Origin of the sequence: Sphingobium psychrophilum, from assembly GCF_012927105.1 — a bacterium.
GTDB classification, from domain to species: domain Bacteria; phylum Pseudomonadota; class Alphaproteobacteria; order Sphingomonadales; family Sphingomonadaceae; genus Sphingobium; species Sphingobium psychrophilum.
The window spans coordinates 96,283-122,207 of sequence record NZ_JABBFV010000013.1 but is presented as its reverse complement, the minus strand read 5'-3'; the positions used below and the strand labels follow the sequence as shown (position 1 = coordinate 122,207).

Sequence of the window (25,925 nt, the reverse complement as noted above, 5' to 3'; positions counted from 1 at the left end):
GGTCTCGTTCGACTTGCATGTATTAGGCATGCCGCCAGCGTTCGTTCTGAGCCAGGATCAAACTCTCAAGTTTGATGTCCGATACGTACCAGCCGGAATAGGGCCGATACATACCGCTCATTTCCAGGAGCCATTCCTGCACAATATATTCTAGTGGAATATACTGAGACATATGAACGATCCGCCGAGCAAGCCCGACAAACCCCAATAAGGAACGGCCTAATTTAACCGACCATACCACGCCTGAAAGCCGTGGCAGACCGGAGCCGCCGCCCACATGTCCCTTCATCTATCCAACAATGTCAAAGAACCCGGCCAAACATTAGTGCGGACAACAATGCCGCCCCGATCCTTGCGTCTCGGAGGACTGCTGCCCGTCTATGTCGGCGACCATTCAAAGCGCTACCTGCTGGAAGCGCCCCGTCCGGTGAACAGCCCTCTAGGCCGGTTGCCCCGACCCGTCAAACAGTTTTTGCAATTTTATTTCAGAAATTTTTGGGAGTTGGCCGCTAGAGCAGGTGCATGATCGATCGGGCTTCAGGGAATATGGGCGCATGACATTGCAGGATGCCGACGCGAATGACGCGGGTTTCGGCGCACGGATACGCAGCGCCATATTCTGGCGATCGGGCAGCCAGATCGTGTCGCAGATGATGAGCTGGGTGGTGACACTGGCCGTCATCCGCCTGCTCGATCCCGCCGATTACGGCCTTTTCGCCATGACCCAGGTGATCTTGAACTTCGCTACCTTCCTGAATGGCTATGGGCTAGTGAGCGCCTTAGTGCAGTCCGACCGGGTCGAACCGCATCGGTTGCGCCAGGCCTTCACCATCATGCTGCTGCTGAACGGTGCGCTCGCCCTGCTGCAACTGGCGATCGCACCGCTGGCCGCGGACTATTATGACCAGCCGATTGTCGCCGACCTGCTGCGGGTGCAGGCGTTGCTCTATCTTTCCACCCCCTTCATCTCCGTGCCCGAAGCGATCATGGGACGCGCGCTGGATTTCAAGCGGCCCGCGCTGGTCAATTTGATCGCCGCGATCGCATCCGCCGCAGTAGCGCTGGTCGGCGCCTTGTCGGGATGGGGGGTGTGGACACTGGTCTATGCGCCGATCGCGGGTTTCTGGGTCAAGGCGGTCGGCTATGTCATCGCCACCGGATTCAAGCCGATTCCCAGCTTCGATTTTCGCGGGACCGGCGCGATGGTCGCCTATGGCGCGTCGCTGCTGGGCGGCCAGCTGTTCTGGATCGTCCAGAGCCAGGCCGATATCTTCATCGGCGGCCGCATGCTGGAACCGCATCAGCTGGGCCTTTATGCCGAAGCTTTGTTCCTGACCCAGATTTTCGTGAGCAAATTCGTGCCGCCGCTCAACGATGTCGCCTTTCCCGCCTATGCGCGGATGCAAAAGGACGTGTCGCGGGTGGCCTGGTCCTTCTGCAAGGCGGTCAAGCTGCTGCTGCTGCTGACCTGTCCCATCTATCTGGGCATGGCGGTGACGGCAGAGCCGCTGGTCGAGACGCTGTTCGGGCAGAAATGGCTGGAAATGGCGCCCTTCGTCGCGATCTTGGCGCTGGCGATGCCGTTCATGACGTTGCAGGTGATGTTTGCGCCGGTCAGCAACGCGCTAGGCCGCCCCGGCACGACCGCGCGCGTCGCGGCAGTCGGCGCGGTGCTGATGCCGATCGCCTTCCTGATCGGCATAAGGTCCGGTGCGATCGGCCTGGCCTGGGCCTGGCTGATCGCTTTCCCGCTGTTGACCGCCGTCACCGCCCGGCTGGCGGGCGGGCCGATGGGGTTGCGATTCATCGACCTGGTCCGCGCCGCGGCGCCAGGGCTGGGCTGTTCGATATTGATGGCGGGCGTGGTGATGGCGGTCGATCGGCTGCTGCCGCCGCTGTCCGCGCCATTGCGGCTATGCGTGCTGGTGCCGACGGGGGGCTTGGCCTTCCTCGCCGCGCTGATGCTGTGCGCGCGTGGCACGCTGATGGAACTGGTCGCGCTGGTGGTACGGCGCGCGCCGCCGGTCCAGGCACCCGCCTGAACCGGAAAAGCGCCCGAATCAGGCGGTCTGGATATAGTCGCGCAGCGCCGCAGCTTCCGATTCGATAGTGTCGATCCGATATTTGACCAGATCGCCGATCGAGATCATGCCCACCAGCGCGCCATCGACCACCACGGGCAAATGGCGGATGCGCCGCTTCGTCATCAACGACAGGCCGTGAATCACCGGGGTTTGATGGTCGATGGTGATGGCTGGTGCCGTCATAACCTCGCCCACATTATGATCGAGCGCGGCTGCGCCGTCCCTGGCCACCCGATAGACCACATCGCGTTCGGAAAAAATGCCGACGACCTGCCCATCCTCGACCACCGGCACACAGCCGATTCGCTTTTCCGCCAGCAATTGCACCACGGAGAGCAGGCTGTCCGTCGGCCGCACGCTGATGACGTCGCCCTTGCCCTGCAAAATCGCTGCGATGCTCATGACCACTCTCCTTTTCCGAGACATTCCCCGATAGGCGCTTGATGATCCCACTTTCACGGCCCAATGAAAAGAGATGACACGCAAGCAAGCCCTGGATGATCCCCAGATTGCCGCCATCGCCTGGGCCCGGTTCCGCCGCATCATGGCGTGGATGGCGCTGGGCGGTGCGATCTGCGTCGGGCTGGCGCTGCTATTCCTGCATTGGTGGGCCGGACAGTTGCCGATTCACATGCTGATCGCCACGATTTTGGGCGTATGGCTGACCTTCATGCTGGGCACCGGCCTGATGGCGCTGACATTTTTGTCGAGCGGCACCGGGCATGACGAGCAGGTGATGGACAGGCTGAAGGACGAGGTGCCGCTTGACGACTGATACAGCGAAGACCGGAGCGCGGGGCGAGGTAGTGCTGCGGCTGGTGCCGCATTTGACCGACATCAACGCCAATGGCCATATTTTCGGCGGCTGGGTGCTGAGCCAGATGGATATCGCCGGCGGCATCGTCGCATCGCGAATCGCGCGGGGCGCAGTAGCGACGGTGGCGATCGAGAGCATGACCTTTATCACCCCCATCCTGCTGGGTGACGTCGTGTCGGTCTATGCGATCGAGGAACGGCGCGGCCGCACGTCGGTCGCGATACGGATCGAGGTGGTGGCGATACGCGGCGTCGGCATGGAAGAAGTGCTGCTGACCAGCGGCGTCTATACATTCGTCGCGCTGGACGCCAACCATCGGCCCCGGCCCCTGCCCCCGACGCCTGACATAGGACGTTATTAACGGTCAGCGGGCCAGGCGCTCCGTATAGGACCATGTCAGGGCGTCGTTGGCGGGGATCGTGGTCCGCCAGATCCAGCCATTGCCGCGCCGCTCCATGCCTGTTGGACGCGGGGCGATGTCGTGCGGGATGGTGACTTCCGCCGTGACGGGGAAGGGCCTGGCGTTGGTCAGGGTGATCGCCCAGTCGCGGGATTTGCGGGACTGTCTTTTTATCCGCGCGGCGATGCGGACGTCGGCGCTGGCCGCCATGTCATAATCGACCCGCTCGCCCTCCGCCTTGTCGCCGATATCGGCTTCGCCCGCGAGCAGGCGCATGTCCTGGACCTGCTCGAATACCGCGACCCGGCCCGACGGCATGGGCAGGCCGAGGCCATCACCTTTCCGATTCTGCAAGCGCAGCCGCAGCGTCATCGGTTGTGATTCCGCCTCGCCATAGACGGTCGCGGCATAGAGGCGTTCGACCTTCACGCCGGGCTGATGCAACAGCGCGACCTGCTTTTGCGCATTGGCCGCGACATCGACCATTACCGGCACGCGATAGAGTTTGAGGTCGCCGACATCCTCCGGCGGTGGGGGAGGCGGCGGTGGCGCTGGCGCGGCCATCACGACGCCTTCGGTACGGCGCATCGATGTGACGACGATATCTTCCGCCTCCGCCGCTACATACATCAGTGGGGGAATTGGTCCCTCCGTCGGGGATAAAATCCAGCGTGGATGGGTGCTGGTGACGTCCGTCGGCCAGCAGGTGAGGCGCAGCGGACCGCCGGTCGGGCGCGGTTGCACCCTGCGCGCCTGCTTGTTGGGTTGGCCCGCGATGACGCTCAACTGCGCGTCGGGAAAGCCGGTGACGCCGCCATTGGCGACCGTCAGCCAGGCCATGAGGTCGAGCGTGTCGCCGTCATCGGCCATGTCCGCGACATAATTGGCGGCCCAGTCGAATCCTTCGGCCAGATAGGTGAGTTGCAGCGTCGCGCGAGTCGGGCGGTCGCTGGTGGCGATCACCGACAGGGTCGGACGGGGCGACAGGTCGGCAGGTTTCTGCGGATAGAGCATCCGTTCGGGCAAGCCGCTGCACCCCAGCGCCTCATAGCCCTGCGCGGTTTTCAGGATCACGCCGCCAGTCGGCCCGGCGCTGATGATGGCATCCTGCTGCGTCACCTTGCCGGTCTTGCGGTCGGTGCGGCGCAGGGTGACGCTGCGTTTCAGATAAGCGTCGACCAGCCCGGCGGGCGACAGCAGCCGGGCGTCCCTGTTCTTTTCCCGCACGCCGCGCGGCATACCGGAGAGGATCGCGGTTTCGGGCATCAGCCCTTCGGCCACCCCTTCGAACCGCACAACCGATTCGCCCTGTGGCAGATCGACGGTGCGGCTTTCGGTGATGAGCGCATAGCCGCCCGGCCAGTTGCGGTCGATCGGCCCCTTGGCGCGAAAGGGCGCGCGATAGACGGTGACCGCGACCGAATCGGCTTTGGCGGAGAGGACGGTGTCTGCCTGCGTCGGCGCAGCAACAGCCCACAACAACAGCATCAAAAAAGACCGTGTTCCCGCGAAGGCGGGAAACCAGTTCCGACGTTGCAACTGGGCTCCTGCCTGCGCAGGAGCACGGCATCTTGATCGAGCCAGCATGGCGCGCCGATCAATAACGCGAGTCGAAGGTGACGCCGAGGTCGACCGTGCCGTTCGCGGGCACCGGTACGCTCCATTCCATCCGGTCAGCGGAGATGCGCCGTCCTTCTATGATCTGACCCTCCAGGCTTTGCGCGACGACGCGGGTGTCGCCCCATAGCCCTTGCTGCGCCAGGTCGATCGTCACCGCTTCGGGCCGGGCGTTAGTCAGCGTGTAGCGCATCTTCGTTTCCCAGCGCGCGCTGCCCTTTTTCGTGCGCTGCTCTACGGTCGGCCGCACCTTGACGTCGAACGCCTCGCCGGTGCGCAGCGCCATGGAGGAACCCATAGGCGTATGGTCGATGCTGTTTTCGCCGATGAATTGCGGGTTGCCGCGCCCGTCGCGCATATAGACGCGGATCGTGCCGGCGGGGAGTTGATCGCCCAGGCCGCCTTCCTTCGACGTCGAGAATTTGAGCACGCTCGACGCGCTGACCGGTTCGGCCGAACTGCCGAGCCAGCCGTTGACATATTCATAGGTGGCGCGGGCCGGCGCGCCCTTCACGTCGAGGAAGCTGACCTGCTTCTGCTGCGCATTGGCGATCGTGGTGCGGGCGGCCAATGGATAGAGATAATAGTCACCCAGCCGCTCGCGCGGGCCGCTTTCCGTGCCGGCCTGGTCGATTGCGCCGCTGCCGGCTCCAGTTGAACCCGGCCACCAATTGGTGCGGCCGCCGCCATTGGCCGGGTTACCCGCGACCAATATCGTCTTCGCGTCGGTGAAAGTGGTGCCCGTATTGTTGGTGAGCGTGACCCAGCCCTGCATGTCCATCGCGCCTTTGGCCGCGTCGAACAGCGCGACATAGTCGGCGGTCCAGCCCAGATTGGGGGTGAGGTAGGAGAGGCGCGCGGGCACCGTGCCGCCGCGATCCGCCTGCACCGTGACCGACAAGGTCGGGCGGGCGCGCAGATTGGGGGGCACCCGGTCGAAGATGACGCGGACCGGCAGGCCGTCGTCGCGCAGCACTTCGATCCGGTTGCCGATCTGGAGGACAATGCCGCCATTGGCCGCGAGAATTTTTGCCCGTTCGCGGGTTTCCGCGCCGGTCGCCGGATTGGTGCGCAGCAGCGTCACCTCCTGCCCCACCGCCTTGTCCATCAGCTTGTCGGGGGAAAGGAGGTCATAATCGAAATTCTGTTCGATAATGGCCAGGCCGGGACCGGACAGGTTGACCGTTTCGGGGCGGATGCGTGCTGATACATCGGGAAACTCGATGCGATTGCGGCCCGCCGTCATGGCCAGTTGCCGGTCGTCCTGCACCAGCGACTGACCATCATTATAGATGGTGACGGCGACATCGCCCTGCGCGGTAGCGCCGGTGGGATCGGCCGCGCTTTGCGCCAGCGCCGACAGGGGAAGGGCGGTCAGCATCAGGGGCAGCAGGTGCGCGGCTCTCATCGGCATCTCTCCAGATATGCGCCATCTATAAGCGCCTTGTGCCGGATCGCGCCGGGGTTGCAAAGCAGGCTTGTCGGTAGCGGAGAGAAAAGACGGAGACATGAAAAAGGGGACGGCGCGTTGCGGCGCCGTCCCCTGATTTTTTCGCTATCGACCGCTTATTCGGCGGCTTCGGTCGCCGGACGGACGCGACGGGTGCGCTTCTTGGGCGCGTCCTCGGCCGCTTCGGCGTCATTGTCAGCGCGGGCGATGGAGGGCGGCAGTACCGCCAGGTCCAGACCTTCGTGCGTGTCCGCTTCCGCCACGACCTTGCGCGGGCGACCGCGACGGGGGCGAGGAGCCTCGGCTTCCGGCGCAGCCGCTTCGGGCGTCGCGGCCACGGGCGCGTTACGGGCGGCAGGCTGGCGCGCTATGTCCGGCTGGCGTTGGGCTTCCGTGGCGGGATTGCCCGTCGGACCCTCTACACCCATTTCCTGCTGCACCGGCGCATCGCCATCGAAGCGATCGCGACGGGGACGGTCGCGGCGGACATTGCCGACGCGGGGTTCGCGGTTTTCACGCGGCTCGCGATTGTCGCGGGGTTCGCGATATTCGCGGGCTTCACGATTGTCGTCCTGACGCTCCGGCCGGCGATCCTGCTGGTCGCGCGGGGCCTGCTGGTCGCGATTGCCTTGCTCACGCTGGCTCTGGTCCCGGTTGCCTTGGTCGCGATTGCCTTGCTCACGCTGGCCCTGATCGCGATTGCCCTGATCGCGACCGTTCTGGTCCCGCTGGTTCTGCTCGCGGGGGGGCTGTTCACGCGGGGTGCGGTCATAGGCGTGCTGCTGATCGGTGCGGAAATCGTCGACGCCGTCATAGCCGCCGTCGAAATCATCGCTATCCTGATCGAAACCATCGTCGCGGGTGCGCTGCCGGGGGTTTTGCTCGTCCTGACGGGCGCGATTGTCGGCGAGCACGCGGAAATAATGATCGGCGAATTGCAGATAATATTCGGCATTCACCCGGTCGCCAGCCATCTGGGCATCGCGCGCCATATTCTTGTATTTCTCAAGAAGCTGGGTCGCATTGCCGCGAGCGCGATTGTCGATACGGTTACCGTTGTCGCCACCGCCCCGATTATTGCCGCTGGGACGTCCGTTGTTATTATTGTTCCGGCCGCGATTGCGGCGGCCGGCCTGCCGGTTGTTGATCAAGATATGATCCTTGCGTTCGCTATGACATCATTGGCTGAAAACACTGTTCAGTCGCCATCCCCAAGCACGGCCTGTCCTTCAGGCCGGATACGGCTCCGCCACGGCATGATCCTTTCCGGATCATTACCCCGACTGCCAGCGGCGATGCGCAGCATGCGCCGTCATGACTATAAGGAGCTAAGAAAACGGCCTTTTCTATCAACGATCTAACCGACCATGTCACAAGATAGAGCCGTCCCTAAGGTCGATGTAGTGGCTTTCGCGCCATAAACCAAGCAATTTTCGCTCAGATGTCGGCAAATCGGTTATTTCTAACCTGGGTTTGTCACAATCAGGCAGCGGTCGTGCCCGGCCAGGTCGCGCCGCAGGGCGACGGCCAGGCCGTTTGCCCGCAGCAGTGCGGTGACACTCGCCGCCTGATCATAGCCGATCTCGATCGCGGCCATGCCGCCCGGCGCGATCAGCCTGGGCAGGTCGGGCGCGATGCGGCGATAATCGTCGAGGCCATCGGCGCCCGCGAACAGCGCGCTGGCCGGTTCGCGCAGCACGTCGCCGGACAACGGCAGGTCCGCGACGATATAGGGCGGATTGATGAGCAGCAGGTCGAACCGGCCTTCCACATCCCGCGCCCAGTCGCCCGGCTGGAAGGCGGCGCGCGTCGCCATGCCCAGCCGCGCCGCATTGCCCCGAGCCACGGCGAGCGCGGGGGCGGAGGCGTCTATGCCCAGGCCCTGCGCGGTGGGCCACTCCGCCAACGCCGCCAGCAGCAGCGCGCCGGAGCCGGTGCCGAGGTCGAGGATGGCGGCGGGGGCGCGGGTTGCGAAATGATCGACCGCGGCCTCGATCAGCGTTTCGCTGTCGGGGCGGGGGATCAGCGTATCCGGCGTGACGGCGAGGGTGATCGTCCAGAAATCGCGGGTGCCGGTGATATGGGCGATCGGTTCGCTATTGAGGCGTCGGGCGAGCAGGGGGGCGAAGGTTTCCGGCACGGTCAGGTCGCGTTGGCGCAGCAGCATGTCGTTACGCGACAGGCCCAGCGCATGAGCCATCAGCAGTTCGGCGTCGAGCCGGGCCGTGTCGCTGGCGACGGCGAGTTGGACAGTTGCAGCGCGTAGCGCGTCGGGGACGGTCATGCCTCTACCTTGCGTAGCATCGTGATGGCGTAAGCTCACTTCGCTCGCCACCCACCCCGACCCCTCCCTTGAAAGGGAGGGGAGAGAGTAAATCAACCCACACCGTCCAGCTGGGCCAGCCGCGCCGCCTCATCCTCCGCCACCAAGGCGTCGATGATGTCGGCCAGGCCGGGCCCTTCGAGGATTTCGGGCAGGCGGTGCAGGGTCAGGTTGATGCGGTGGTCGGTGACGCGGCCTTGCGGAAAATTATAGGTGCGGATGCGTTCGGAGCGGTCGCCCGATCCCACCATCGCCTTGCGTGCGCCGGCCTGTTCGCTGTGGGTGCGTTCGCGTTCCGCTTCGTAGAGGCGGGCGCGCAACACCTGCATCGCTTTTGCTTTATTCTTGTGCTGCGACCGTTCGTCCTGCTGGATGACGACGGTGCCGGTCGGCAAATGGGTGATGCGCACGGCCGAATCGGTGGTGTTGACATGCTGGCCGCCTGCGCCGCTCGCCCGGTAGATGTCGATCTTAAGGTCGCCGTCGGCGATCTGGACGTCCACTTCCTCCGGTTCCGGCAGGATGGCGACGGTCGCGGCGCTGGTGTGGATGCGCCCGCCGCTTTCGGTCGCAGGGACGCGCTGGACGCGGTGGACGCCGCTTTCGAACTTCAGCTTGGCGAAGACGCCGACGCCGTTGATGCTGGCGACGACTTCCTTGAACCCGCCCTGTTCGGACGCATTGGCGGAGAGCATCTCCATCTTCCAGCCCTGAGTATCGGCATAGCGCTGATACATGCGGAACAGGTCGCCCGCGAACAGGGCGGCTTCGTCGCCGCCAGTGCCGGCGCGGATTTCGATCATGGCGGGGCGCGCGTCGGCCGCGTCGCGGGGCAGCAATTGCAGCGCCAACGCGCGTTCGGCGGCGGGCAGCTGGCTCTTGAGCAGCTGCATTTCCTCCTGCGCCATTTCGCGCATCAGCGGGTCGGCATCGGCATCGACCCCGCCCGCCATATAATCGAGCGCGGCGAGTTCCTGCCGCAGACGGCGCACTTCATGCGCGGCGCGGGCGACCGGCTCGATCTCCGCATATTCCTTCGACAGCTTCACGAACGCATCGGGCGCGAGGTCGGCGCGCGTCATCGACGCCTGCACCTCGTCCCGGCGCGCCTCGATCTGCGCGATGCGTTCGGCGGAGATCTGCATTAGGCTTGAGGTTCCCCGCCGAAGCCTTTCAGCAAATCGGCAACATGGCCCGTCGCTTCGCTCTCACGCCCCAAGGGCATGGCGTCCAACAACGATAGCGGAAGATGGCTGATATGTTCGATAGGCTGTTTTGCCTGCGTGCCTGTTTCCAGGTTGCGCACTATTGCGACATTCTCAGCAAGTTCATCGTCACCAAGAATGACTACCCATTTGGCACCCGCGGCATTGGCACGCTGCATCCGCTTTTTCATGTTCCCACGAAAACCCATGTCGGTGACGACACCCGATCGGCGCAAATTGGCGACGATACCGATGGCGACCGCTTCGGCTGCTTCGCCCATCGGAATCACCGCAACGTCAATCTTTGCCGCTTCTGGCATATCCACCAGCATCGCCAGCCGCTCGATCCCCGCCGCCCAGCCGACCGCCGGGGTCGCGGGGCCGCCCAGATTTTCGATCAGGCCGTCATAACGTCCGCCGCCCAGCACGGTGCCCTGCGCGCCCAGGCGGTCCGTCACAAACTCAAAGGCGGTGTGGCGATAATAGTCGAGGCCGCGTACCAGCCTGTCGTTACGTTGATAGTCAACGCCAGCCGCCTTAAGCCCGCTAGTTACCTTGTCGAAAAACAGATGCGCCTCATCAGTGAGATAAGCATCGATCCCCGGCGCGCTGTCGGCGACCGGGCGGTCGCGGGGGTCTTTGCTGTCGAGGATGCGGAGCGGGTTTTTGGCCAGCCGTTCGACGCTGTCTTCCGACAACTGATCCTTATGCGCCTCGAAATGGGCGATCAGCGCCGCGCGCCAGGCGTCGCGGCTCGGCCCGTCGCCCAGCGTGTTGAGGGTGAGGGTCACGCCATCGGCGATGCCCAGTTCCTTCAATAGCTGGTCGGCCATGACCAGCAGTTCCACGTCCGCGCCCGGTTCGGCCGCGCCGATGATTTCGGCGTCGAGCTGGTGAAACTGGCGGAAGCGGCCCTTTTGCGGGCGTTCGTAGCGGAACAAAGGCCCGTGGGTCGCGACCTTGAGAGGCGCATATTGCTGCCAGCCTTCGGTGATATAGGCGCGGCTGATGCCGGCGGTAAATTCGGGGCGCAAGGTGATGCTGTCGCCGCCGCGATCTTCGAACGTGTACATCTCCTTCGAGACGACGTCGGTGCTTTCGCCCAACGAGCGGGCGAAGACGGCGGTGGATTCGAACACCGGCACTTCGACGCGCTGAAAACCGTAGAGTTTGCGCACCCGGTCGAACGTCGCGACCACATGGGCGAAGCGTTCCGCAAACGCCTCCGCCGTGCCGCCCAACATATCCTGCGTGCCGCGTACCGGACGCGGTGTTTCGATCTTCGCCATGGGGCCGGGCCTTTAACGGCAAATCACCCCCAAGGAAACGCGCTTTTTGCAGGCGTCCATCAGGGGTGGACGCCGCCGCGACGCCTTGCCATGCTAAAGGCAATCGGGCCGTCCGGCCCCATATCTTTCTGGAGACATCCATGATCCGCAGCCTTGCTGCCGCCCTATGCCTGACGACGGGCCTGACAACGGGCCTTTCGAGCGCCATCGCCAGCCCGCTTTTCGCGCAGGACGCGATCCGGTCCAAGCCGACCGCCCTGCCCGTAGACAGCGCCGCGCCTGCACCAAAGGACATTCCCTATCCCGGCGGCACCATCCGCCTAGAGGTCGATGCGACCGATACGGTGCAGCGCATCTTCCGCGTGAAGGAGACGATCCCTGTCGCTGCGGCCGGTCCTATGACGCTGATGATGCCAGCCTGGCTGCCGGGCAATCATGCGCCGCGCGGGCAGATCGAGAAGCTGACCGGCCTGACCTTCACCGCCAATGGCCAGAGCCTGGCGTGGAAGCGCGATCCGCTGAACGTCTTCGCCTTCCAGATCGACGTGCCGCAGGGTGTGACGCAGGTGGTGGCGCAGTTCCAGTTCCTGTCCGCGACCCAGCCCGCGCAGGGCCGCGTCGTCGTGACGCCCAAGATGCTCAATATCCAATGGGAAAGCGTATCGCTCTATCCGGCGGGCTATTATACGCGGCAAATCCCGATCCAGCCGACCGTGACCTATCCCGCAGGATGGCAGGCCGCGACCGCGCTGCGCGGGACCAAGACCGGCAATGCCGTCGCCTATGAGACGATCGATTATGAAGCGTTGCAGGATTCGCCGGTGTTTGCGGGGACGCATTTCAAGGCGGTGGACCTTGGCAGCAATGTCACGCTCAATATCGTCGCCGACGATGCGGACGAGCTGAACTATAAGCCCGAGCAGATGGCCAAGCATAAGAAGCTGGTGGCCGAAGCGGGCGCGCTGTTCGGCGCCTATCATTTCAACCATTATGATTTCCTGCTCGCCATCACCGACGAAATGGGCGGCATTGGCCTGGAACATCATCGCAGTTCCGAAAATCAGGTCGAGCCAGGCTATTTCAAAAGCTGGGACAAGGGCGAGGCGTTGCTGGACCGCAACCTGTTGCCGCATGAATTCACCCATAGCTGGGACGGTAAGTTCCGCCGCCCAGACCTGCTGTGGACACCCGATTTCAACGTGCCGATGCAGGATAACCTGCTGTGGGTCTATGAAGGGCAGACGCAATTCTGGGGCTATGTGCTGGGCGCGCGGTCGGGGATGTTTTCCAAGGCCGAGACGCTGGATGCCTATGCGCAGATCGCGGCGAAGCTGGACACGGCGGTCGGCCGCCAGTGGCGCGCGATGGAGGACACCACCCATGATCCGATCATCTCCGCCCGCCGGCCCAAGGGGTGGGCAAGCTGGCAGCGGTCCGAGGATTATTATAATGAAGGGCTGATGATCTGGCTGGAGGCCGACGCGATCATCGCCAAGGCGACCCGCGGCAAGAAGGGGCTAGACGATTTCGCCAAGGCGTTCTTCGGCATCAAGCCGGGCGACTGGGGCCAGGTCGTCTATAATCGCGGCGACGTCATCAAGACGCTGAACGATATCGCGCCTTATGACTGGGCGGGCTTCTTCCAGAAAAATGTCGATAGTCCGACCAAGGAAACGCCCAAGGGCGGCTTCATCCTGGGCGGCTACACCCTTGTCTATGGCGAGGAGCCGGGCGCGATCACCAAGGCGGCCGAGGGCGCAAACAAGATGGTCGACCAGAGTTTCGGGATCGGCGCGATCGTCAAGAATGACGGCGAGGTGAGCGGCGTCGTGTGGGACAGCGCGGCGTTCAAGGCGGGGCTGGTGACGGGCGCGAAGATATTGGCGGTCAATGGCGACGAATATTCGGGCGACACATGGAAAGCGGCGATCAAGGCCAAGACGCCGATCCAGATCATCCTAAAGCAGGATAAATACTATCGCACTTTGACACTCGATTATTCGGGCGGGCTGCGCTATCCGCGCCTCGACAAGACAGGAGAGGGTGAAGGCAGCCTCGACAGGTTGCTTAAAGCCCGAACATAATCACCCGTAGCGTAACGTGTAGCAAAAGGCGTTTCCATGAATATCGAACTGATCCCGGTCGGCGACGATCCGCCCAACAGCCTGAACGTCATCATCGAAGTGCCAGTCGGCGGCGAGCCGGTGAAATATGAATTCGACAAGGCCAGTGGCGCGCTGTTCGTGGACCGCATTTTGCACACGCCGATGCGCTATCCTGCGAACTATGGCTTCGTGCCGCACACGCTGTCACCCGATGGCGATCCGCTGGACGCGCTGGTCATCGCCCGTTCGCCCTTCGTTCCCGGCTCCGTCGTGCGTGCGCGCCCGATCGCGGTGCTGAACCTGGAAGACGAAGCCGGCGGCGACGAGAAACTGGTCTGCGTGCCTGACAACAAGACCTTCCCTTATTATGCCGACATCAGCGAGAAGGACGACCTGCCCGGTATCGTGATGGAGCAGATCGAGCATTTCTTCACCCACTATAAGGATCTGGAAAAGACCAAGTGGGTGCGCATCGGCACCTGGGGCGGGGCGGACGACGCCAAGCAGATCACGCTGGAAGCGATCGCGCGCTATCAGGCGAGCAAGAAGACGGCGTAAGGCCGGTTTCTTTCGAGAGTTGAAAAGGCCGTGTGGATCGATCCGCGCGGCCTTTTCATTTCTTCGTTCGCTATATGAGCCGGTCCGCATCCAGCGCCATGGCCAGCGAATCGCGGCCCTTGGGCAGGCGGGCGTGAAGCCGGGCGTCGGCCTCGACCAGCCGCTCGATGCCGATGTCGAGTTGCTCTTCGGGCAGGGTGAAGGGCAGGCGCAGGAAGCGTTCGAACGCGCCACTTACCCCGAAGCGCGGGCCGGCGGCGATGCGGACGCCAAGACTTTCGGCCAAGGCCGCCAGCGCGGTCGCCTCCGCACGGGGCAGTTCGGCCCAGAGCGACAGGCCGCCCGCGGGCGATTCCACCCGCCAATGGGGCAGGCGATCCGCGATCAGGCCCAGCAGATGGTCGCGCCGTCCGCGCAGTTGGCCGGCCCGCTCGCCCAAGCCGACATCGGCGTCGATGAGTTGCGCGACCGCGATCTGTTCGACCACCGGGCTGGCCATGTCCATCGTCGTTCGCAGGCGGCCGAGCGCAGCGACCGTCTGAGGGTCGGCGCGAATCCAGCCGACGCGGAGGCCGCCCCAGAAAATCTTGCTGGCCGACCCTAGGGTGATCACCTGCCGCCCCGACGGATCGTGCATCGCCACGGGTGGGGGTGGCGCGAAGTCGAGGCCCATCGCCACCATCGTTTCGTCGACGATCAGCGGGGTGTGGGTGCGCGTCGCGGCGGCGACCAGCGCGCGGCGGGTGGCCGGGTCCATGCTGCGGCCGGTAGGATTGTGGAAATCGGCGATGACATAGGCGAAGCGGGGGCTGGTCTGGCGGAAAGCGGCCTCCATCGCGTCGACGTCCCACCCCTGGCGCGGCAGGCCGACCGGCACTGGCACGACATGGGCGCGCTGCAACGCCTGGATGGCGTTATGATAGGTCGGGTGGTCGATCACCACCCGGTCGCCCGGTCCCGCCAGCCATTGCAGAAGCAGCGAAAAGCCCTGCTGAGCGCCGTTGGTGACCATGATCTGGTCGGGGGAGGTGGGACAGCCGCGCCGATCATAATGGGCCGCGATCGCACGGCGCAGCACCATGATGCCCAGGGGATCATAGCCAAGGTCGCCGAGATAGGCGGGCAGCGCCTCCACCGCATGAGCATAAGCGCGCGCGACGCCGGGCGCGGCGGGCAGGGCGGCATGGGTCCAGTTAAGCAGGTTGCCGCCGGTCGTCGTGTCGATATCGCCCGGCGCGGTTTCGGCCCGGCCCGGCGGAATCCGGGTGACGCTGCCCGACCCCTGCCGGCTTTCCAGATAGCCTTCGTCACGCAACCGGTCGAAGGCGGCGGCGACGGTCGTCCGGGACAAGCCCAGCGCTGCTGCCAGTTCGCGTTCGCCGGGTAGCCGGACGTTGAGGCCCACCCGCCCGTCCAGCACCAGCATCCGCAGCGCCTGCGCCAGTTGGCGATAGGCCGGTTCAGCGCTGTCCTGCGCGCGCCAGGCACCGAGCAGGCGGAGCAGGGACGGGGGACGAAGAAGCGAAGTGGACATGGGGCACATTCCAATCTGACCATGGATCAAGGCCATTTATGCCAGACTGGTCCTTTTTGAAAAGGCCAGTTGCGTCGAATTAGCATGGCATGACCAACCACCGTTACGCCCTCCGTTTTTGGCAGCTCTTTTGGGGCCTGTGCCTCTACGGTTTTTCCATGGCGCTGATGCTGCGCGCCAATCTGGGGCTCGATCCCTGGGATGTGCTGCACCAGGGGCTTGCGCCGAAAATGGGCCTCAGTTTCGGCATGACCGTCAACCTGATCGGCGCGCTCGTGCTGCTGCTGTGGTGGCCGCTGCGGCAACGGCCGGGGATCGGCACGATCGCCAACATCCTGGTGATCGGGACCGCGGTGGACCTGTCGCTGATGCTGCTGCCGACGCCCGAAGGCTTGTGGGTGCGCGCGACGTGGCTGGTCGCGGGGATCATCCTGAACGGTATCGCCGGCGGCGCCTATATCGGCGCGGGGATGGGACCGGGGCCGCGCGACGGTTTGATGACGGGGCTGTGCCGCCGGACCGGCTGGTCGGTCAAATGGGTGCGCACCGGGATCGAGATCGGCGTGCTGGCGATCGGCTGGCTGCTGGGCGGCACGGTGGGCGTGGGCACCATCCTCTATGCCGCGACGATCGGCTGGATCGTCCACCATGCGCTGCCCTTTTTCCGCATCGCCGAGGTGGAGCGCCCGGCGCAAGCGTGACAGAGGCCCCTGACTGGTCGATGCGCCAAGCATCGGCCGGTCCTTTTTCCGTTGAAAATAAGGCGCATAGTCATTGACCGGGCCAGGCAGACAGGCATGATCCGCCGCGCCTTTCTCCCCCGATCAAGGAGCATCCCCCCATGCGCCCCTTCCTCGCCGTCGCCCTGCTCCTGCCGTTGACCGCTGCAGTCCCGTCGCAACCCGCGCCCGAATCGGCCCTCGCGCCGCTGGCCTTCGAACAGGTGGCGCCCGTCGGCACGAAAATGCCGCGGTTCAAGGTCGATGCCGCCTGGCCCGCCATGCCCGACGACCTGCTGCTGGGGCAGGTGAGCGGCGTGGCGGTGGGACCGGACGATTCGGTCTGGGTCGTGCACCGGCCCCATAGCTTGACCAACACCGATACTGGCTTGGCGCAAAGCCCGCCGATCGCCGCCTGCTGCAAGCCCGCGCCGCCGGTGGTGCGCTTTGCCAAGGATGGCCGCTATATCGGCGGCTGGGGCGGCACGGCGAGCGGGCCCACGGTCGATGGCGTCAACCAATGGCCAGCCAGCTTGCACGGCATCTTCGTCGACAAGGCGGGCACCGTCTGGTTCGGCGGCAATGGCAAGGGCGACCATGTCGTCATGAATTATAGCGCGGACGGCCAATATATCCGCCGCTTCGGCCAGCGCGAGAAAACCGGCGGCAATGATGCGACCGACCAGTTGGGCAACCCGTCCGACGTCAATCATTCCGACGGCATGGTGCTGGTATCCGACGGCTATGTGAACCGCCGGGTGATCGGCTTCGACGCGCAGAGCAATGCCTATAAGGGTCGCTGGGGTGCCTATGGCAAGCCGCCGATCGCGCCCACCCGGAGCGGCGATTTCGACCAGAGCCATGCCGTCGACCCCAGCAAAATCGCCGATCCCAAGGCGCAGACCTTCGCCGACATCGTGCATTGCGTGGCGCCGACACGGGACGGCCATGTCTATGTCTGCGACCGCAACAACAACCGCGCGCAGTTGTTCAAGCGAGAGAAGGATGGCGGCCTGACCTTCATACGCGACCTCGCCATCGCGCCGGAGACGGGTGGCACGCATACGGTGACCGACATCGCGTTTTCGCCCGATCCCGACCAGACCTATCTTTATGTCGCGGACATGATGAACGGGCGCATCTGGATAGTCTTGCGCAAGACGCATGAGGTGCTGGGCGCGATTGGCCGGGTCGGCCGGCAGGCGGGACAATTTACCTGGCTGCACAGCATTGATACCGACAGCGACGGCAATATCTATGCGACCGAGGTCAATACCGGCCGGCGCGTACAGAAGCTGGTGTTCACCGGCATCCAATGAGAGGGGGACGCCCGATGGCGACCACATTATACGACCTGACCATACCCGTGTTCGTCCGCGGGTTGACCGCGCTGTCGGGCCTGCTCGACAAGGGTGCCGCTTATGCCGCCGAACAGGGCATCGATCCGGCGACGCTGACCGGCGCGCAACTGATCGCGGACATGAAGCCGCTGACGGCGCAGGTGCAGTTCGCCTGCGACACCGCCAAGGGCACGGTTACGCGACTGGGCGAGCTGGAGCCGGTGGCAATGCCGGACGATGAACAGACGTTCGCGCAGTTGCAGGCGCGCATCGCCAAGACGATCGCCCTGCTGGAAGCGGTGCCGCGCGAGACAATCGACGGGCGCGAGGATGCGACCGTGGTGCTCAAGATACCTGGCGGCGAGATTCCCTTCACCGGCCGCAGCCATGTGCAGACCTTTTCCTTGCCCAATTTCTATTTCCACCTGACGATCACTTATGCGCTGCTGCGCCAGGCGGGCGTGCCGGTGGGCAAGATGGATTTTCTGGGCGGAGTTTAGGGTGCAGGCCCATAAATTACGAGGTCGAGATGGAGACGAAAATGGCTGGTGGGAGGGAGAGCGCGCCGCGAGATAGCGGGACTATCTTGCAAGCGTTCGACCGCTCCACCGGCCATTTTCGTCCCACCCCTTTGGGGCAGGATTGTCTCGATCCTCGTAATTTATGGGCCTGCACCCTAACCCGCGATCAGCTGGACATAGGCGCTGGCGACCCAGCCGCTGGCGCAGGGGCCGACATAGGGTTGCTTGCGTTCCACAGGGGACGCGACGCCGCAATCGGCCGTCGGCGGCGCTTCGCCGGTCGCTGGCACAGGCAGCACCACCACGCCCAGCCATTTTTGGTCGAGGGTGCGGGCGCAGATATAGACGCGCTGCCCGTCGTAAAGTGGCCCCAATGTCTTTGCGTCGTTAAAGGGCGCGGCGAGTACAGGAAGACCGCTTGCCCCGCTGCGCGTCACCCGTCCCAACCCACCGCAGGCATCCATCCGCGGGCCATCCTCGCCGATCGTCACCGGGCGCGCGACGGGCGCGTCCATGCGGGTTTCGGGCACCTCCGCGCGGGGGGCACCGGCGAGCGAACTGTTGGGTAATTCTTCATAGACGTCGTTGCTTTTCGAGCAGGCGCCAAGCGGCAACAGCAAGGGCAGCAGGAGGAGAGGGACGATGCGCATGAAAGCCGTGATAGACCCCGGCGGACCCAAGCGGAAGCCGCCATGTTTTGCTTTAGTTTTGGGGCCGCTGTCCCTATATGCTCGGCATGAGCGATGAACCCGTAAACACCCCCAATAATAACGAATATGGCGCCGACAGCATCAAGGTGCTCAAAGGCCTGGACGCCGTGCGGAAACGCCCCGGCATGTATATCGGCGACACGGACGATGGCAGCGGCCTGCACCATATGGTGTTCGAGGTCAGCGACAATGCGATCGACGAGGCGCTGGCGGGCCATTGCGACAAGATCGTCATCACGCTGAACCCCGACGGGTCGGTCAGTGTGGAGGATAACGGCCGCGGCATCCCGACCGGCATCCATAAGGAAGAAGGCGTGTCGGCGGCCGAGGTCATCATGACCCAGTTGCACGCGGGCGGGAAGTTCGAGAATACCAGCGACGACAATGCCTATAAGGTATCGGGCGGCCTGCATGGCGTGGGCGTGTCGGTGGTCAACGCGCTGTCGGAATGGCTGGACCTCAATATCTGGCGGGACGGCAAGGAACATTATATGCGCTTCGCCTTTGGCGATGCGACCGCGCCGCTGGAGGTCATCGGCGATGCGCCAGCGGGCAAGAAGGGGACGCGCGTCACCTTCCTGGCCAATATGGAGAAGGCGCCGGGCGACGGCGCGACGTTCAAGAATCATACGGAATATGATTTCGAGAAGCTGGAGCATCGCTATCGCGAGCTGGCTTTCCTCAACAGCGGCGTGCGCCTGTTCCTGGTCGATGCGCGGCATGAGGAGAAGAAGGAGATCGAGCTGTTCTACGAGGGCGGCATCGCGGCCTTCGTGAAATATCTCGATCGCAACAAATCGGCGATGATGCCGGAGCCGATCGCGATTTCGGGCACCCGCGACGACGTCACCATCGACGTCGCGCTGGAGTGGAACGACTCTTATTATGAAAACGTCCTTTGCTTCACCAACAACATTCCGCAGCGCGACGGCGGCACCCATCTGGCCGCGTTCCGGGCGGCGCTGACGCGCACGCTCAACAATTATGCGGAAAAGTCGGGCGCGCTGAAGAAGGAAAAGGTGTCGCTGACCGGTGAGGACATGCGCGAGGGCCTGACCGCCATCGTCTCCGTCAAGCTGCCCGATCCCAAATTCTCGTCGCAGACCAAGGACAAGCTGGTCAGTTCCGAAGTGCGCCAGCCATTGGAAAGCCTGATGGCCGACAAGATGGCCGAGTGGCTGGAAGAAAATCCGGCGTTCGGCAAGATGATCGTCCAGAAGGTGATCGACGCCGCCGCCGCGCGCGAAGCGGCCAAGAAGGCGCGCGAACTGACGCGGCGCAAGGGCGTGCTGGACATCGCGTCGCTGCCCGGCAAGCTGGCCGACTGCCAGGAACGCGACCCCGCCAAGTCCGAACTGTTCCTGGTCGAAGGCGATTCGGCGGGCGGTTCGGCCAAGCAGGGCCGCAACCGGCATAATCAGGCGATTTTGCCATTGAAGGGCAAGATCCTGAACGTCGAGCGCGCGCGGTTCGACAAGATGCTATCGTCCAAGGAAGTCGGCACGCTGATCCAGGCGATGGGCACCGGCATCCGCGATGACTTCAACCTGGAAAAGCTGCGCTACCACAAGATCGTCATCATGACCGACGCAGACGTCGACGGCGCGCATATCCGCACGCTGCTGCTGACCTTCTTCTATCGCCAGATGCCCCAGATCATCGATGGCGGGCATCTCTATATCGCCCAGCCGCCGCTCTATAAGGCGACGCGCGGCCGGTCCGAAGTTTACCTCAAGAACGAGGCCGCGCTGGAGCAATATCTGGTCGATAATGGCGTCGAATCGATGGCGCTGGAAACCGGCAAGGGTCCGCGCACCGGCGAGGATCTGCGCAGCCTGATCGAACATGCCCGCCGGATGCGCGCGGTGATGCGCTATGTGCCGCGCCGCTACAATCCCGCGATCATCGAGGCGCTGAGCCTGAATGGCGCGCTCGATCCCGAACTGGACCAGGCCGCGCAAGCCGAACGGCTGGCCGCGACCGTCACCTGGATGGGCGCGCAGGATGTCGAAGGCCGATGGACCGGCAGCGTCGCGGAAGAGGGCGGGTTCCACTTCCAGCGCGCCTGGCGCGGCGTCACCGACCATCATGTGATCGAGGGCGGATTCATCGGGTCGGCCGAGGCGCGCAAGCTGCACAGCATCGCCGCCGAGGATGCCGGCAGCTACCTGACCCCCAGCCGCCTGATCACGGTCAAGGCGCTGGCCGCCGAAGCCAATGACGACGACCTGCCCGTCGCGCCGACCAAGGGCGCGATGGTGACGCGGCCGAGCGAACTGCTCGACGCGATCCTGACCGCCGGGCGCAAGGGGCTGGCGATCCAGCGCTACAAGGGGCTGGGCGAGATGAACGCGGAACAGCTGTGGGAAACCACACTGGACCCGGATAATCGTTCGATGCTGCGGGTCGAGGTGGAGCAAGCGGACGTCGCCGACGAAATCTTCACCCGCCTGATGGGCGACGTGGTAGAGCCGCGGCGCGAGTTCATTCAGGACAATGCGCTGAACGTCGCCAATCTGGATGTCTGATCGCAAAGAACAGGTCCGGTGCGGCTGGTGCGGCACGGACCCGTTCTATTGCGCCTATCATGACGCGGAATGGGGCGTGCCGGAGCGCGATTCGCGGATGCTCTGGGAGATGTTGATGCTGGAGGGGTTCCAGGCGGGCCTGTCCTGGATCACCATATTGCGCAAGCGCGAGACATTCCGGGCGGCCTTCGCCGGATTCGATCCCGACAAGGTGGCGGCCTTTACTGATAGCGATATCGAGCGGCTGATGGGCGATCCGGGTATCGTCCGGGCGCGGGCGAAGATCGTCGCGACCATTGCAGGCGCGCGGATTTTCTGCGCGATGCGCGACGCGGGTGAGGATTTCTCGGCCTATGCCTGGTCCTTCGTCGATGGCGTGCCGTTGCAGGGCGACGGGGTGACTTTTCCGGCACAGACACCGCTGTCGGTCGCCATCTCGAAGGATTTGAAGGCGCGCGGTTTCAAATTCGTCGGCCCGACCATCGCCTATGCCTGGATGCAGGCAACCGGCCTGGTCAACGACCACGCCGCCGCCTGCTTCCGCCGTGACGCGCTGCGGCCGTGAAAGCGGTGCGCCTGCTTATCCCCGTCGCCCTGCTCTATGGTTGCGGGGACGGGGAAACGGCCGCGAATCAGACGCAGCCTGCGCCGACGACCGCGATCGCCACGCCGGTCGATACGAACAGCACCGCCAACGCAGCGGTAGCGGCGGCGCCGCCGTACCCGACGCCGCCCAAGCCTTTGGTTTCACGTGAAACACCTCCGCCGCGCCCAGCGCCCCCCGATTATCGCGCGATCGGCACCGAACCTTTCTGGGCGGTGACCATCCGGGGATCGACGGCCACGCTGGAGCGGCCGGACCAGGTGCCGCTGCGCTTTGCCGTGCGCGCTGACGGGGACGACAAGGCCGTGCGCTATCAGGGCGAGGGTTTCGCGATGACGCTGACGCCGGGGCCATGCAGCGACGGGATGAGCGATGCGATCTGGTCCGACCGGGTGCAGGTGGCGTTTGGCGAAGGGACGTTAAAAGGCTGTGGCGGCGAGCGGGACGCCATGCGGGAAGAGGTGCCCTGATCGTTATCCCAGTTCGCCCGCCCCTTTGAAGGGAATTACGATGACCACTGATACGTCCCGCCGCGCCCTGCTGATTGCCGCCGCCGCCCTGTCCACGCTGACTGTGTCCAGCGGCGCGGCGGCGCAGCTATCCCTGAAACCGCCCGTCCCGCCCAGCGGGCCGAAGACAATCCTGGGCATGGTAGTGTTCGACGGCTTCGAACTGCTGGACGTTTTCGGTCCGCTGGAAATGTTCGGGATGCTGAAAGACCGGATCGAGATCGTGATGATCGCGCAGAAAGCCGGGCCAGTTAAGAGCGGCGCAGGGCCGGCCACGATCGCTGATTTCGGCTTTGCCGATGCGCCCAAGCTCGACATCCTGATGATTCCCGGCGGCATGGGTACGCGGCGGGAGGTGCATAACCCCGCCTTCATGGCCGCGATCAAGGATATCGCACAGGCCACGCCGCAGGTCGCCACCATCTGTACCGGATCGGGGCTGCTGGCCAAGACCGGCCTGATCGGCGGGGTGAAGGCCACCAGCAACAAAATGGCCTGGAAATGGGCCACGGCGCAGGGTGCAAAGGTCATGTGGGTGCCGCAAGCGCGGTGGGTGGAGGATGGGAAATATATCTCCTCTTCTGGCATTTCGGCCGGGACCGACATGGCGCTGGCCCTGATCGCCAAACTCTATGGCAAGGACATGGCGCATTGGGTCGCACATCGCGCCGAATATCGCTGGAACGAGGATGCGACCGACGATCCGTTTGCGGCGATGAACGGCCTGGGCAGCTGAGGATCAGTCGGCGCGCATCGCTTCGGCGACCAGCGCTTCGGCCTCGATCAAAAGCGCATCTTCAGCCGCCGTCTGCGCCACATGCTCGCGGCCAATCAGGATCAGCACCGGCACGGCGAGCGGACTGACCCGCTCCAGCGTGACATGCAGCATCGTCGTCGCAGCCCGATCGATCAGGTCGCCCAGCCGCCCGACATCGGTCATCCGCGCGCGCGCATCGGCCCAGGCAGCCTTCAGCAGCAGATGATCGGGCTGATATTTGCGCAGCACGTCGTAGATCAGGTCGGTGGAGAAGGTGACCTGCCGCCCGGTCTTGCGCTTGCCGGGATGCTGGCGCTCGATCAGGCCGGCAATCACCGCGACGTCGCGGAAAGCGCGCTTCAGGAGGCTCGACTGTTCGACCCAGTCGACAAATTCATGATCGAGAATATCGGCGGAAAACAGGCTTTGCGGGTCGGTGATCGGTTTCAGGCCATAGACCGCCAGCGCATAGTCGTTGGCGACGAAGCCCAAAGGCATCAGCCCCTGGCTCTCCATGCGGCGGGTGAGCAACATGCCGAGCGACTGATGCGCGTTCCAGCCCTCGAAACTATAACAGACGAGATAATGGCGCCCTTCATGCGGGAAGGTCTCGATCAGCAGTTGGCCGGGCTGGGGCAAAGCGGAGCGCAGTTTCTGCATCTCCAGCCATTCGCGCACATCGGGCGGGAAGCGGTGCCACTCCTGCGGTTCGGCCAGGAAATGCCGCACCCGGTCCGCGAGACGGGTGGACATGGCCATGCGTGATCCGCCCCAACTGGGGATGCGCGCCTGTTTCGATGTCGCCCGGACGGTGAGGTCGGATGTGTCCATCCGCACCACTTCCAGCGCCATGCCGGAAAAGAAGAAACTGTCGCCGGGGCGGAGCTGCGCGGCGAAGCCTTCCTCCACCGTGCCCAGCTTACGCCCATTGGCGAAGCGCACGGCCAGCGCCGGTTGATCGACGATGATGCCGGCGTTCAGGCGATGCTGCTGGATGAACCGGGGGTGGGAGACGCGCCAAAGCACATTGCCTTGGCCATCAACGTCCTGCGTCAGCCGTTTGAACCGGTCATAGGCGCGCAGGGCATAGCCGCCGCCCTCGATAAAGTGCAGCACATGGTCGAATGCTTCGGCGGTCAGGCCACTATAGGGCGTGGCGGATCGCACTTCCTCCAGCAGTTCCTCCGCCCGGAACGGCCCGGCGCAGGCCAGGCCCATGACATGCTGGGCCAGCACGTCCAGGCTGCCGACGCGGAAATCATCGGCGTCGCGCTCCCTCGCCTCGACGGCGTCGAGAGCGGCGCGCGCCTCCAGATATTCGAAGCGGTTGCCGGGGATCACTATCGCCTCGCTGGCTTGATCCAGCCGGTGATTGGCGCGGCCGATACGCTGGAGCAGGCGCGAGCTGCCCTTGGGCGCGCCCATCTGGATCACGCAATCGACATTGCCCCAATCGACGCCAAGGTCGAGGCTGGCGGTCGCGACCAGCGCGCGCAATTTGCCCGCCGCCATCGCCGATTCGACCTTCCGCCGCGCCTCGATCGACAGGCTGCCATGGTGGATGGCGATCGGCAGGTTCGCATCGTTGGCGGACCAGAGTTCCTGAAAGATGAGTTCAGCCAGGCCGCGGGTGTTGCAAAAGACCAGCGTGGTCTGCCGCGCCTCAATCTCCGCCATCACCTGTTTCGCAGCATATTTGCCCGAATGGCCGGACCAGGGGACGCGGCCTTCGGGGATCAGGATGGCGACATTCGGCTCCGCCCCCGCTTCGCCCAGCACCGGGATCACGGTGTCGATGTCGCCATCGGGCGCGAGCCAGGCGCGATAGGCATCGATATCGGCGACCGTCGCGGACAGGGCGACACGCCGCAGCGCGGGATTGATCGCCTGCAAGCGCGCCATGGACAGGTTGAGCAGGTCGCCGCGCTTCTGCGTGGCGAAGGCGTGGACCTCATCGACAATCACGGTCCGCAGGTCCGAGAAGAGCAAAGCGGCGTCGGGATAGCTGAGCAGCAGCGACAGCGATTCGGGCGTGGTCAGCAGGATGTGCGGCGGACGCACCCGCTGGCGCGCCTTGCGATCGGACGGGGTGTCGCCAGTGCGCGTCTCCACGCTGACGGCCAAACCCATTTCCTCGATCGGGGTCAGCAGGTTGCGGCGGACATCGACCGCCAGCGCCTTCAGGGGCGAGACATACAGGGTGTGCAACCGGTCGGTCGGATGGGCGATCAGATCGGAGAGGGTCGGCAGGAAACCCGCCAGCGTCTTGCCCGCTCCGGTCGGCGCGACCAGCAAGGCATGATCGCCCCGCGCCGCCGCCGCCAGCATATCCATCTGGTGCCGTCGCGGCCGCCAGCCGCGCGACGCAAACCAGCTTTCGATAATGGCGGGAAGGGCAAGCGGCATAGTGGAGATGTAGGGGGCCATCGTGCCGCTGTCACCGTCTGCGCTTTGCCATGGCGTTGCGGCCATGATAGACATAGGCATCTTCCTTCCGAACCGCGCAACTCCATAGGGGATCGTGCGTATAGGGTGTCGCGCGGCACAGCGCATGGAGAGTGGCCATGACCGAGAAAATCACCCCCCAGCCTATGCCGGACGTCTTTTTCGACATCTGGTTCATGCCGGCCATGTTCTGGACGCAATGGTGGGGCTTTTATGCCGAGACTTTGCAGGTCGGCCGTTTTTGCATCCCGCACAAGCCGGTGGAGCAGGATCAGGCACCGGTCGATGTGGAGGTCGAGGAAGGGCTGGTCGCCTGACCTTTGCCGCCAGCCGTCGGAATAATCATATAGCGGCGAGAAATAATCTTACGCGCGCCTCTGGCCCTCGGCTGCCGCCCTGCGTTACACTCC

General features: G+C 64.4%; 23 protein-coding genes and 1 rRNA gene. 13 read left to right on the top strand and 11 right to left on the bottom strand.

All coding sequences use genetic code 11. The features are described 5' to 3' along the window. Nucleotides 1-73 (bottom strand): 16S ribosomal RNA (locus HHL08_RS17060); the annotation flags it as partial. 481 nt (nt 74-554) lie between these two features. Between HHL08_RS17060 and HHL08_RS17055 the strand changes: the two genes are divergently transcribed. After that, the gene (locus HHL08_RS17055; protein ID WP_169574262.1) at nt 555-2,042 is read left to right on the top strand and encodes a lipopolysaccharide biosynthesis protein; all 1,488 of its coding nucleotides are present in this window, start codon (nt 555-557) and stop codon (nt 2,040-2,042) included. Nucleotides 2,043-2,060: 18 nt separating this feature from the next. Here the strand turns inward: HHL08_RS17055 and HHL08_RS17050 are convergent, their stop codons facing one another. Beyond that, on the bottom strand, nt 2,061-2,486 hold the full coding sequence (locus HHL08_RS17050) for a CBS domain-containing protein (RefSeq protein WP_169574261.1): 426 nt from the start codon (nt 2,484-2,486) through the stop codon (nt 2,061-2,063). 73 nt (nt 2,487-2,559) lie between these two features. On the opposite strand from HHL08_RS17050, the gene HHL08_RS17045 reads away from it, so the two are divergent. Both HHL08_RS17045 and HHL08_RS17040 read left to right on the top strand, forming a co-directional pair. Then, complete coding sequence (locus HHL08_RS17045) at nt 2,560-2,859, top strand: hypothetical protein (RefSeq protein ID WP_169574260.1); 300 nt, start codon at nt 2,560-2,562, stop codon at nt 2,857-2,859. Further along, nucleotides 2,849-3,262 (top strand): acyl-CoA thioesterase, encoded by a 414-nt coding sequence (locus HHL08_RS17040; protein ID WP_169574259.1) that lies wholly within the window; start codon nt 2,849-2,851, stop codon nt 3,260-3,262. Before HHL08_RS17045 ends, HHL08_RS17040 begins: the two co-directional genes overlap by 11 nt. A gap of 3 nt (nt 3,263-3,265) precedes the next feature. Here the strand turns inward: HHL08_RS17040 and HHL08_RS17035 are convergent, their stop codons facing one another. From HHL08_RS17035 to hisS, 6 genes are all read right to left on the bottom strand, one after another. Beyond that, nucleotides 3,266-4,789, bottom strand: a complete 1,524-nt coding sequence (locus HHL08_RS17035; RefSeq protein WP_169574273.1) for a DUF4139 domain-containing protein — start codon at nt 4,787-4,789, stop codon at nt 3,266-3,268. Between the two features lie 109 nt (nt 4,790-4,898). Continuing rightward, a complete protein-coding gene (locus HHL08_RS17030) occupies nt 4,899-6,326 on the bottom strand; it encodes a DUF4139 domain-containing protein (RefSeq protein ID WP_169574258.1) in 1,428 nt (475 codons plus the stop codon). 158 nt (nt 6,327-6,484) lie between these two features. Next, entirely contained in the window at nt 6,485-7,519 is a 1,035-nt protein-coding gene (locus HHL08_RS17025) for a DUF4167 domain-containing protein (RefSeq protein WP_169574257.1), read from the bottom strand. 311 nt (nt 7,520-7,830) lie between these two features. After that, nucleotides 7,831-8,652: a peptide chain release factor N(5)-glutamine methyltransferase gene (gene prmC, locus HHL08_RS17020; protein WP_169574256.1), complete on the bottom strand. Its 822-nt coding sequence runs from the start codon at nt 8,650-8,652 to the stop codon at nt 7,831-7,833. Nucleotides 8,653-8,744: 92 nt separating this feature from the next. Further along, nucleotides 8,745-9,836 (bottom strand): peptide chain release factor 1, encoded by a 1,092-nt coding sequence (prfA, locus tag HHL08_RS17015; RefSeq protein WP_169574255.1) that lies wholly within the window; start codon nt 9,834-9,836, stop codon nt 8,745-8,747. Further along, complete coding sequence (gene hisS / locus HHL08_RS17010) at nt 9,836-11,185, bottom strand: histidine--tRNA ligase (protein WP_235955101.1); 1,350 nt, start codon at nt 11,183-11,185, stop codon at nt 9,836-9,838. Before hisS ends, prfA begins: the two co-directional genes overlap by 1 nt. A 140-nt stretch (nt 11,186-11,325) precedes the next feature. On the opposite strand from hisS, the gene HHL08_RS17005 reads away from it, so the two are divergent. Next, nucleotides 11,326-13,269: a M61 family metallopeptidase gene (locus tag HHL08_RS17005; RefSeq protein ID WP_169574254.1), complete on the top strand. Its 1,944-nt coding sequence runs from the start codon at nt 11,326-11,328 to the stop codon at nt 13,267-13,269. Nucleotides 13,270-13,305: 36 nt separating this feature from the next. Next, nucleotides 13,306-13,848 (top strand): inorganic diphosphatase, encoded by a 543-nt coding sequence (gene ppa, locus HHL08_RS17000; protein WP_088181713.1) that lies wholly within the window; start codon nt 13,306-13,308, stop codon nt 13,846-13,848. A 70-nt stretch (nt 13,849-13,918) separates the two neighbouring features. Here the strand turns inward: ppa and yczR are convergent, their stop codons facing one another. Continuing rightward, complete coding sequence (yczR, locus tag HHL08_RS16995; protein ID WP_169574253.1) at nt 13,919-15,382, bottom strand: MocR-like transcription factor YczR; 1,464 nt, start codon at nt 15,380-15,382, stop codon at nt 13,919-13,921. 89 nt (nt 15,383-15,471) lie between these two features. Between yczR and yczE the strand changes: the two genes are divergently transcribed. The 3 genes from yczE to HHL08_RS16980 all read left to right on the top strand — a co-directional run bounded on the left by yczE (nt 15,472) and on the right by HHL08_RS16980 (nt 17,941). Then, complete coding sequence (gene yczE / locus HHL08_RS16990) at nt 15,472-16,083, top strand: membrane protein YczE (protein WP_169574252.1); 612 nt, start codon at nt 15,472-15,474, stop codon at nt 16,081-16,083. 140 nt (nt 16,084-16,223) lie between these two features. Then, nucleotides 16,224-17,420 (top strand): NHL repeat-containing protein, encoded by a 1,197-nt coding sequence (locus HHL08_RS16985; RefSeq protein WP_169574251.1) that lies wholly within the window; start codon nt 16,224-16,226, stop codon nt 17,418-17,420. Between the two features lie 14 nt (nt 17,421-17,434). Next, nucleotides 17,435-17,941, top strand: coding sequence for a DUF1993 domain-containing protein (locus HHL08_RS16980; protein ID WP_169574250.1), 507 nt, complete (start codon nt 17,435-17,437; stop codon nt 17,939-17,941). Between the two features lie 176 nt (nt 17,942-18,117). Here the strand turns inward: HHL08_RS16980 and HHL08_RS16975 are convergent, their stop codons facing one another. Then, a complete protein-coding gene (locus HHL08_RS16975) occupies nt 18,118-18,612 on the bottom strand; it encodes a hypothetical protein (RefSeq protein ID WP_169574249.1) in 495 nt (164 codons plus the stop codon). A gap of 86 nt (nt 18,613-18,698) precedes the next feature. On the opposite strand from HHL08_RS16975, the gene gyrB reads away from it, so the two are divergent. The 4 genes from gyrB to HHL08_RS16955 are packed head-to-tail and all read left to right on the top strand — an operon-like array spanning nt 18,699 to nt 23,049. After that, nucleotides 18,699-21,200: a DNA topoisomerase (ATP-hydrolyzing) subunit B gene (gyrB, locus tag HHL08_RS16970; RefSeq protein WP_169574248.1), complete on the top strand. Its 2,502-nt coding sequence runs from the start codon at nt 18,699-18,701 to the stop codon at nt 21,198-21,200. Beyond that, nucleotides 21,193-21,765: a DNA-3-methyladenine glycosylase I gene (locus HHL08_RS16965; protein ID WP_169574247.1), complete on the top strand. Its 573-nt coding sequence runs from the start codon at nt 21,193-21,195 to the stop codon at nt 21,763-21,765. Before gyrB ends, HHL08_RS16965 begins: the two co-directional genes overlap by 8 nt. A 5-nt stretch (nt 21,766-21,770) precedes the next feature. After that, on the top strand, nt 21,771-22,274 hold the full coding sequence (locus HHL08_RS16960; RefSeq protein WP_328804672.1) for a membrane-like protein: 504 nt from the start codon (nt 21,771-21,773) through the stop codon (nt 22,272-22,274). A 40-nt stretch (nt 22,275-22,314) separates the two neighbouring features. After that, nucleotides 22,315-23,049, top strand: coding sequence for a DJ-1/PfpI family protein (locus HHL08_RS16955; protein WP_169574246.1), 735 nt, complete (start codon nt 22,315-22,317; stop codon nt 23,047-23,049). Nucleotides 23,050-23,052: 3 nt separating this feature from the next. On the opposite strand, the gene HHL08_RS16950 is transcribed toward HHL08_RS16955, so the two are convergent. Beyond that, on the bottom strand, nt 23,053-25,476 hold the full coding sequence (locus HHL08_RS16950; RefSeq protein WP_169574271.1) for a ligase-associated DNA damage response DEXH box helicase: 2,424 nt from the start codon (nt 25,474-25,476) through the stop codon (nt 23,053-23,055). Nucleotides 25,477-25,634: 158 nt separating this feature from the next. Here HHL08_RS16950 and HHL08_RS16945 point away from each other — a divergent pair, with 158 nt between their 5' ends. Next, on the top strand, nt 25,635-25,832 hold the full coding sequence (locus HHL08_RS16945; RefSeq protein WP_169574245.1) for a hypothetical protein: 198 nt from the start codon (nt 25,635-25,637) through the stop codon (nt 25,830-25,832). Nucleotides 25,833-25,925: the final 93 nt, after the last annotated feature.

Bases quoted from the DNA above. Each gene is read 5' to 3' on its own strand.
- HHL08_RS16955 (WP_169574246.1), top strand. From the start codon at position 22,315: ATGACCACTGATACGTCCCGCCGCGCCCTGCTGATTGCCGCCGCCGCC.
- yczE (WP_169574252.1), top strand. From the start codon at position 15,472: ATGACCAACCACCGTTACGCCCTCCGTTTTTGGCAGCTCTTTTGGGGC.
- gyrB (WP_169574248.1), top strand. From the start codon at position 18,699: ATGAGCGATGAACCCGTAAACACCCCCAATAATAACGAATATGGCGCC.
- prfA (WP_169574255.1), bottom strand. From the start codon at position 9,836: ATGCAGATCTCCGCCGAACGCATCGCGCAGATCGAGGCGCGCCGGGAC.
- HHL08_RS16985 (WP_169574251.1), top strand. From the start codon at position 16,224: ATGCGCCCCTTCCTCGCCGTCGCCCTGCTCCTGCCGTTGACCGCTGCA.
- HHL08_RS17045 (WP_169574260.1), top strand. From the start codon at position 2,560: ATGACACGCAAGCAAGCCCTGGATGATCCCCAGATTGCCGCCATCGCC.
- HHL08_RS17035 (WP_169574273.1), bottom strand. From the start codon at position 4,789: ATGCTGTTGTTGTGGGCTGTTGCTGCGCCGACGCAGGCAGACACCGTC.
- HHL08_RS17005 (WP_169574254.1), top strand. From the start codon at position 11,326: ATGATCCGCAGCCTTGCTGCCGCCCTATGCCTGACGACGGGCCTGACA.
- HHL08_RS16965 (WP_169574247.1), top strand. From the start codon at position 21,193: ATGTCTGATCGCAAAGAACAGGTCCGGTGCGGCTGGTGCGGCACGGAC.
- prmC (WP_169574256.1), bottom strand. From the start codon at position 8,652: ATGACCGTCCCCGACGCGCTACGCGCTGCAACTGTCCAACTCGCCGTC.
- ppa (WP_088181713.1), top strand. From the start codon at position 13,306: ATGAATATCGAACTGATCCCGGTCGGCGACGATCCGCCCAACAGCCTG.
- hisS (WP_235955101.1), bottom strand. From the start codon at position 11,185: ATGGCGAAGATCGAAACACCGCGTCCGGTACGCGGCACGCAGGATATG.
- HHL08_RS17030 (WP_169574258.1), bottom strand. From the start codon at position 6,326: ATGAGAGCCGCGCACCTGCTGCCCCTGATGCTGACCGCCCTTCCCCTG.
- HHL08_RS17055 (WP_169574262.1), top strand. From the start codon at position 555: ATGACATTGCAGGATGCCGACGCGAATGACGCGGGTTTCGGCGCACGG.
- HHL08_RS17050 (WP_169574261.1), bottom strand. From the start codon at position 2,486: ATGAGCATCGCAGCGATTTTGCAGGGCAAGGGCGACGTCATCAGCGTG.
- HHL08_RS16975 (WP_169574249.1), bottom strand. From the start codon at position 18,612: ATGCGCATCGTCCCTCTCCTCCTGCTGCCCTTGCTGTTGCCGCTTGGC.
- HHL08_RS16945 (WP_169574245.1), top strand. From the start codon at position 25,635: ATGACCGAGAAAATCACCCCCCAGCCTATGCCGGACGTCTTTTTCGAC.
- HHL08_RS16950 (WP_169574271.1), bottom strand. From the start codon at position 25,476: ATGCCGCTTGCCCTTCCCGCCATTATCGAAAGCTGGTTTGCGTCGCGC.
- yczR (WP_169574253.1), bottom strand. From the start codon at position 15,382: ATGTCCACTTCGCTTCTTCGTCCCCCGTCCCTGCTCCGCCTGCTCGGT.
- HHL08_RS16980 (WP_169574250.1), top strand. From the start codon at position 17,435: ATGGCGACCACATTATACGACCTGACCATACCCGTGTTCGTCCGCGGG.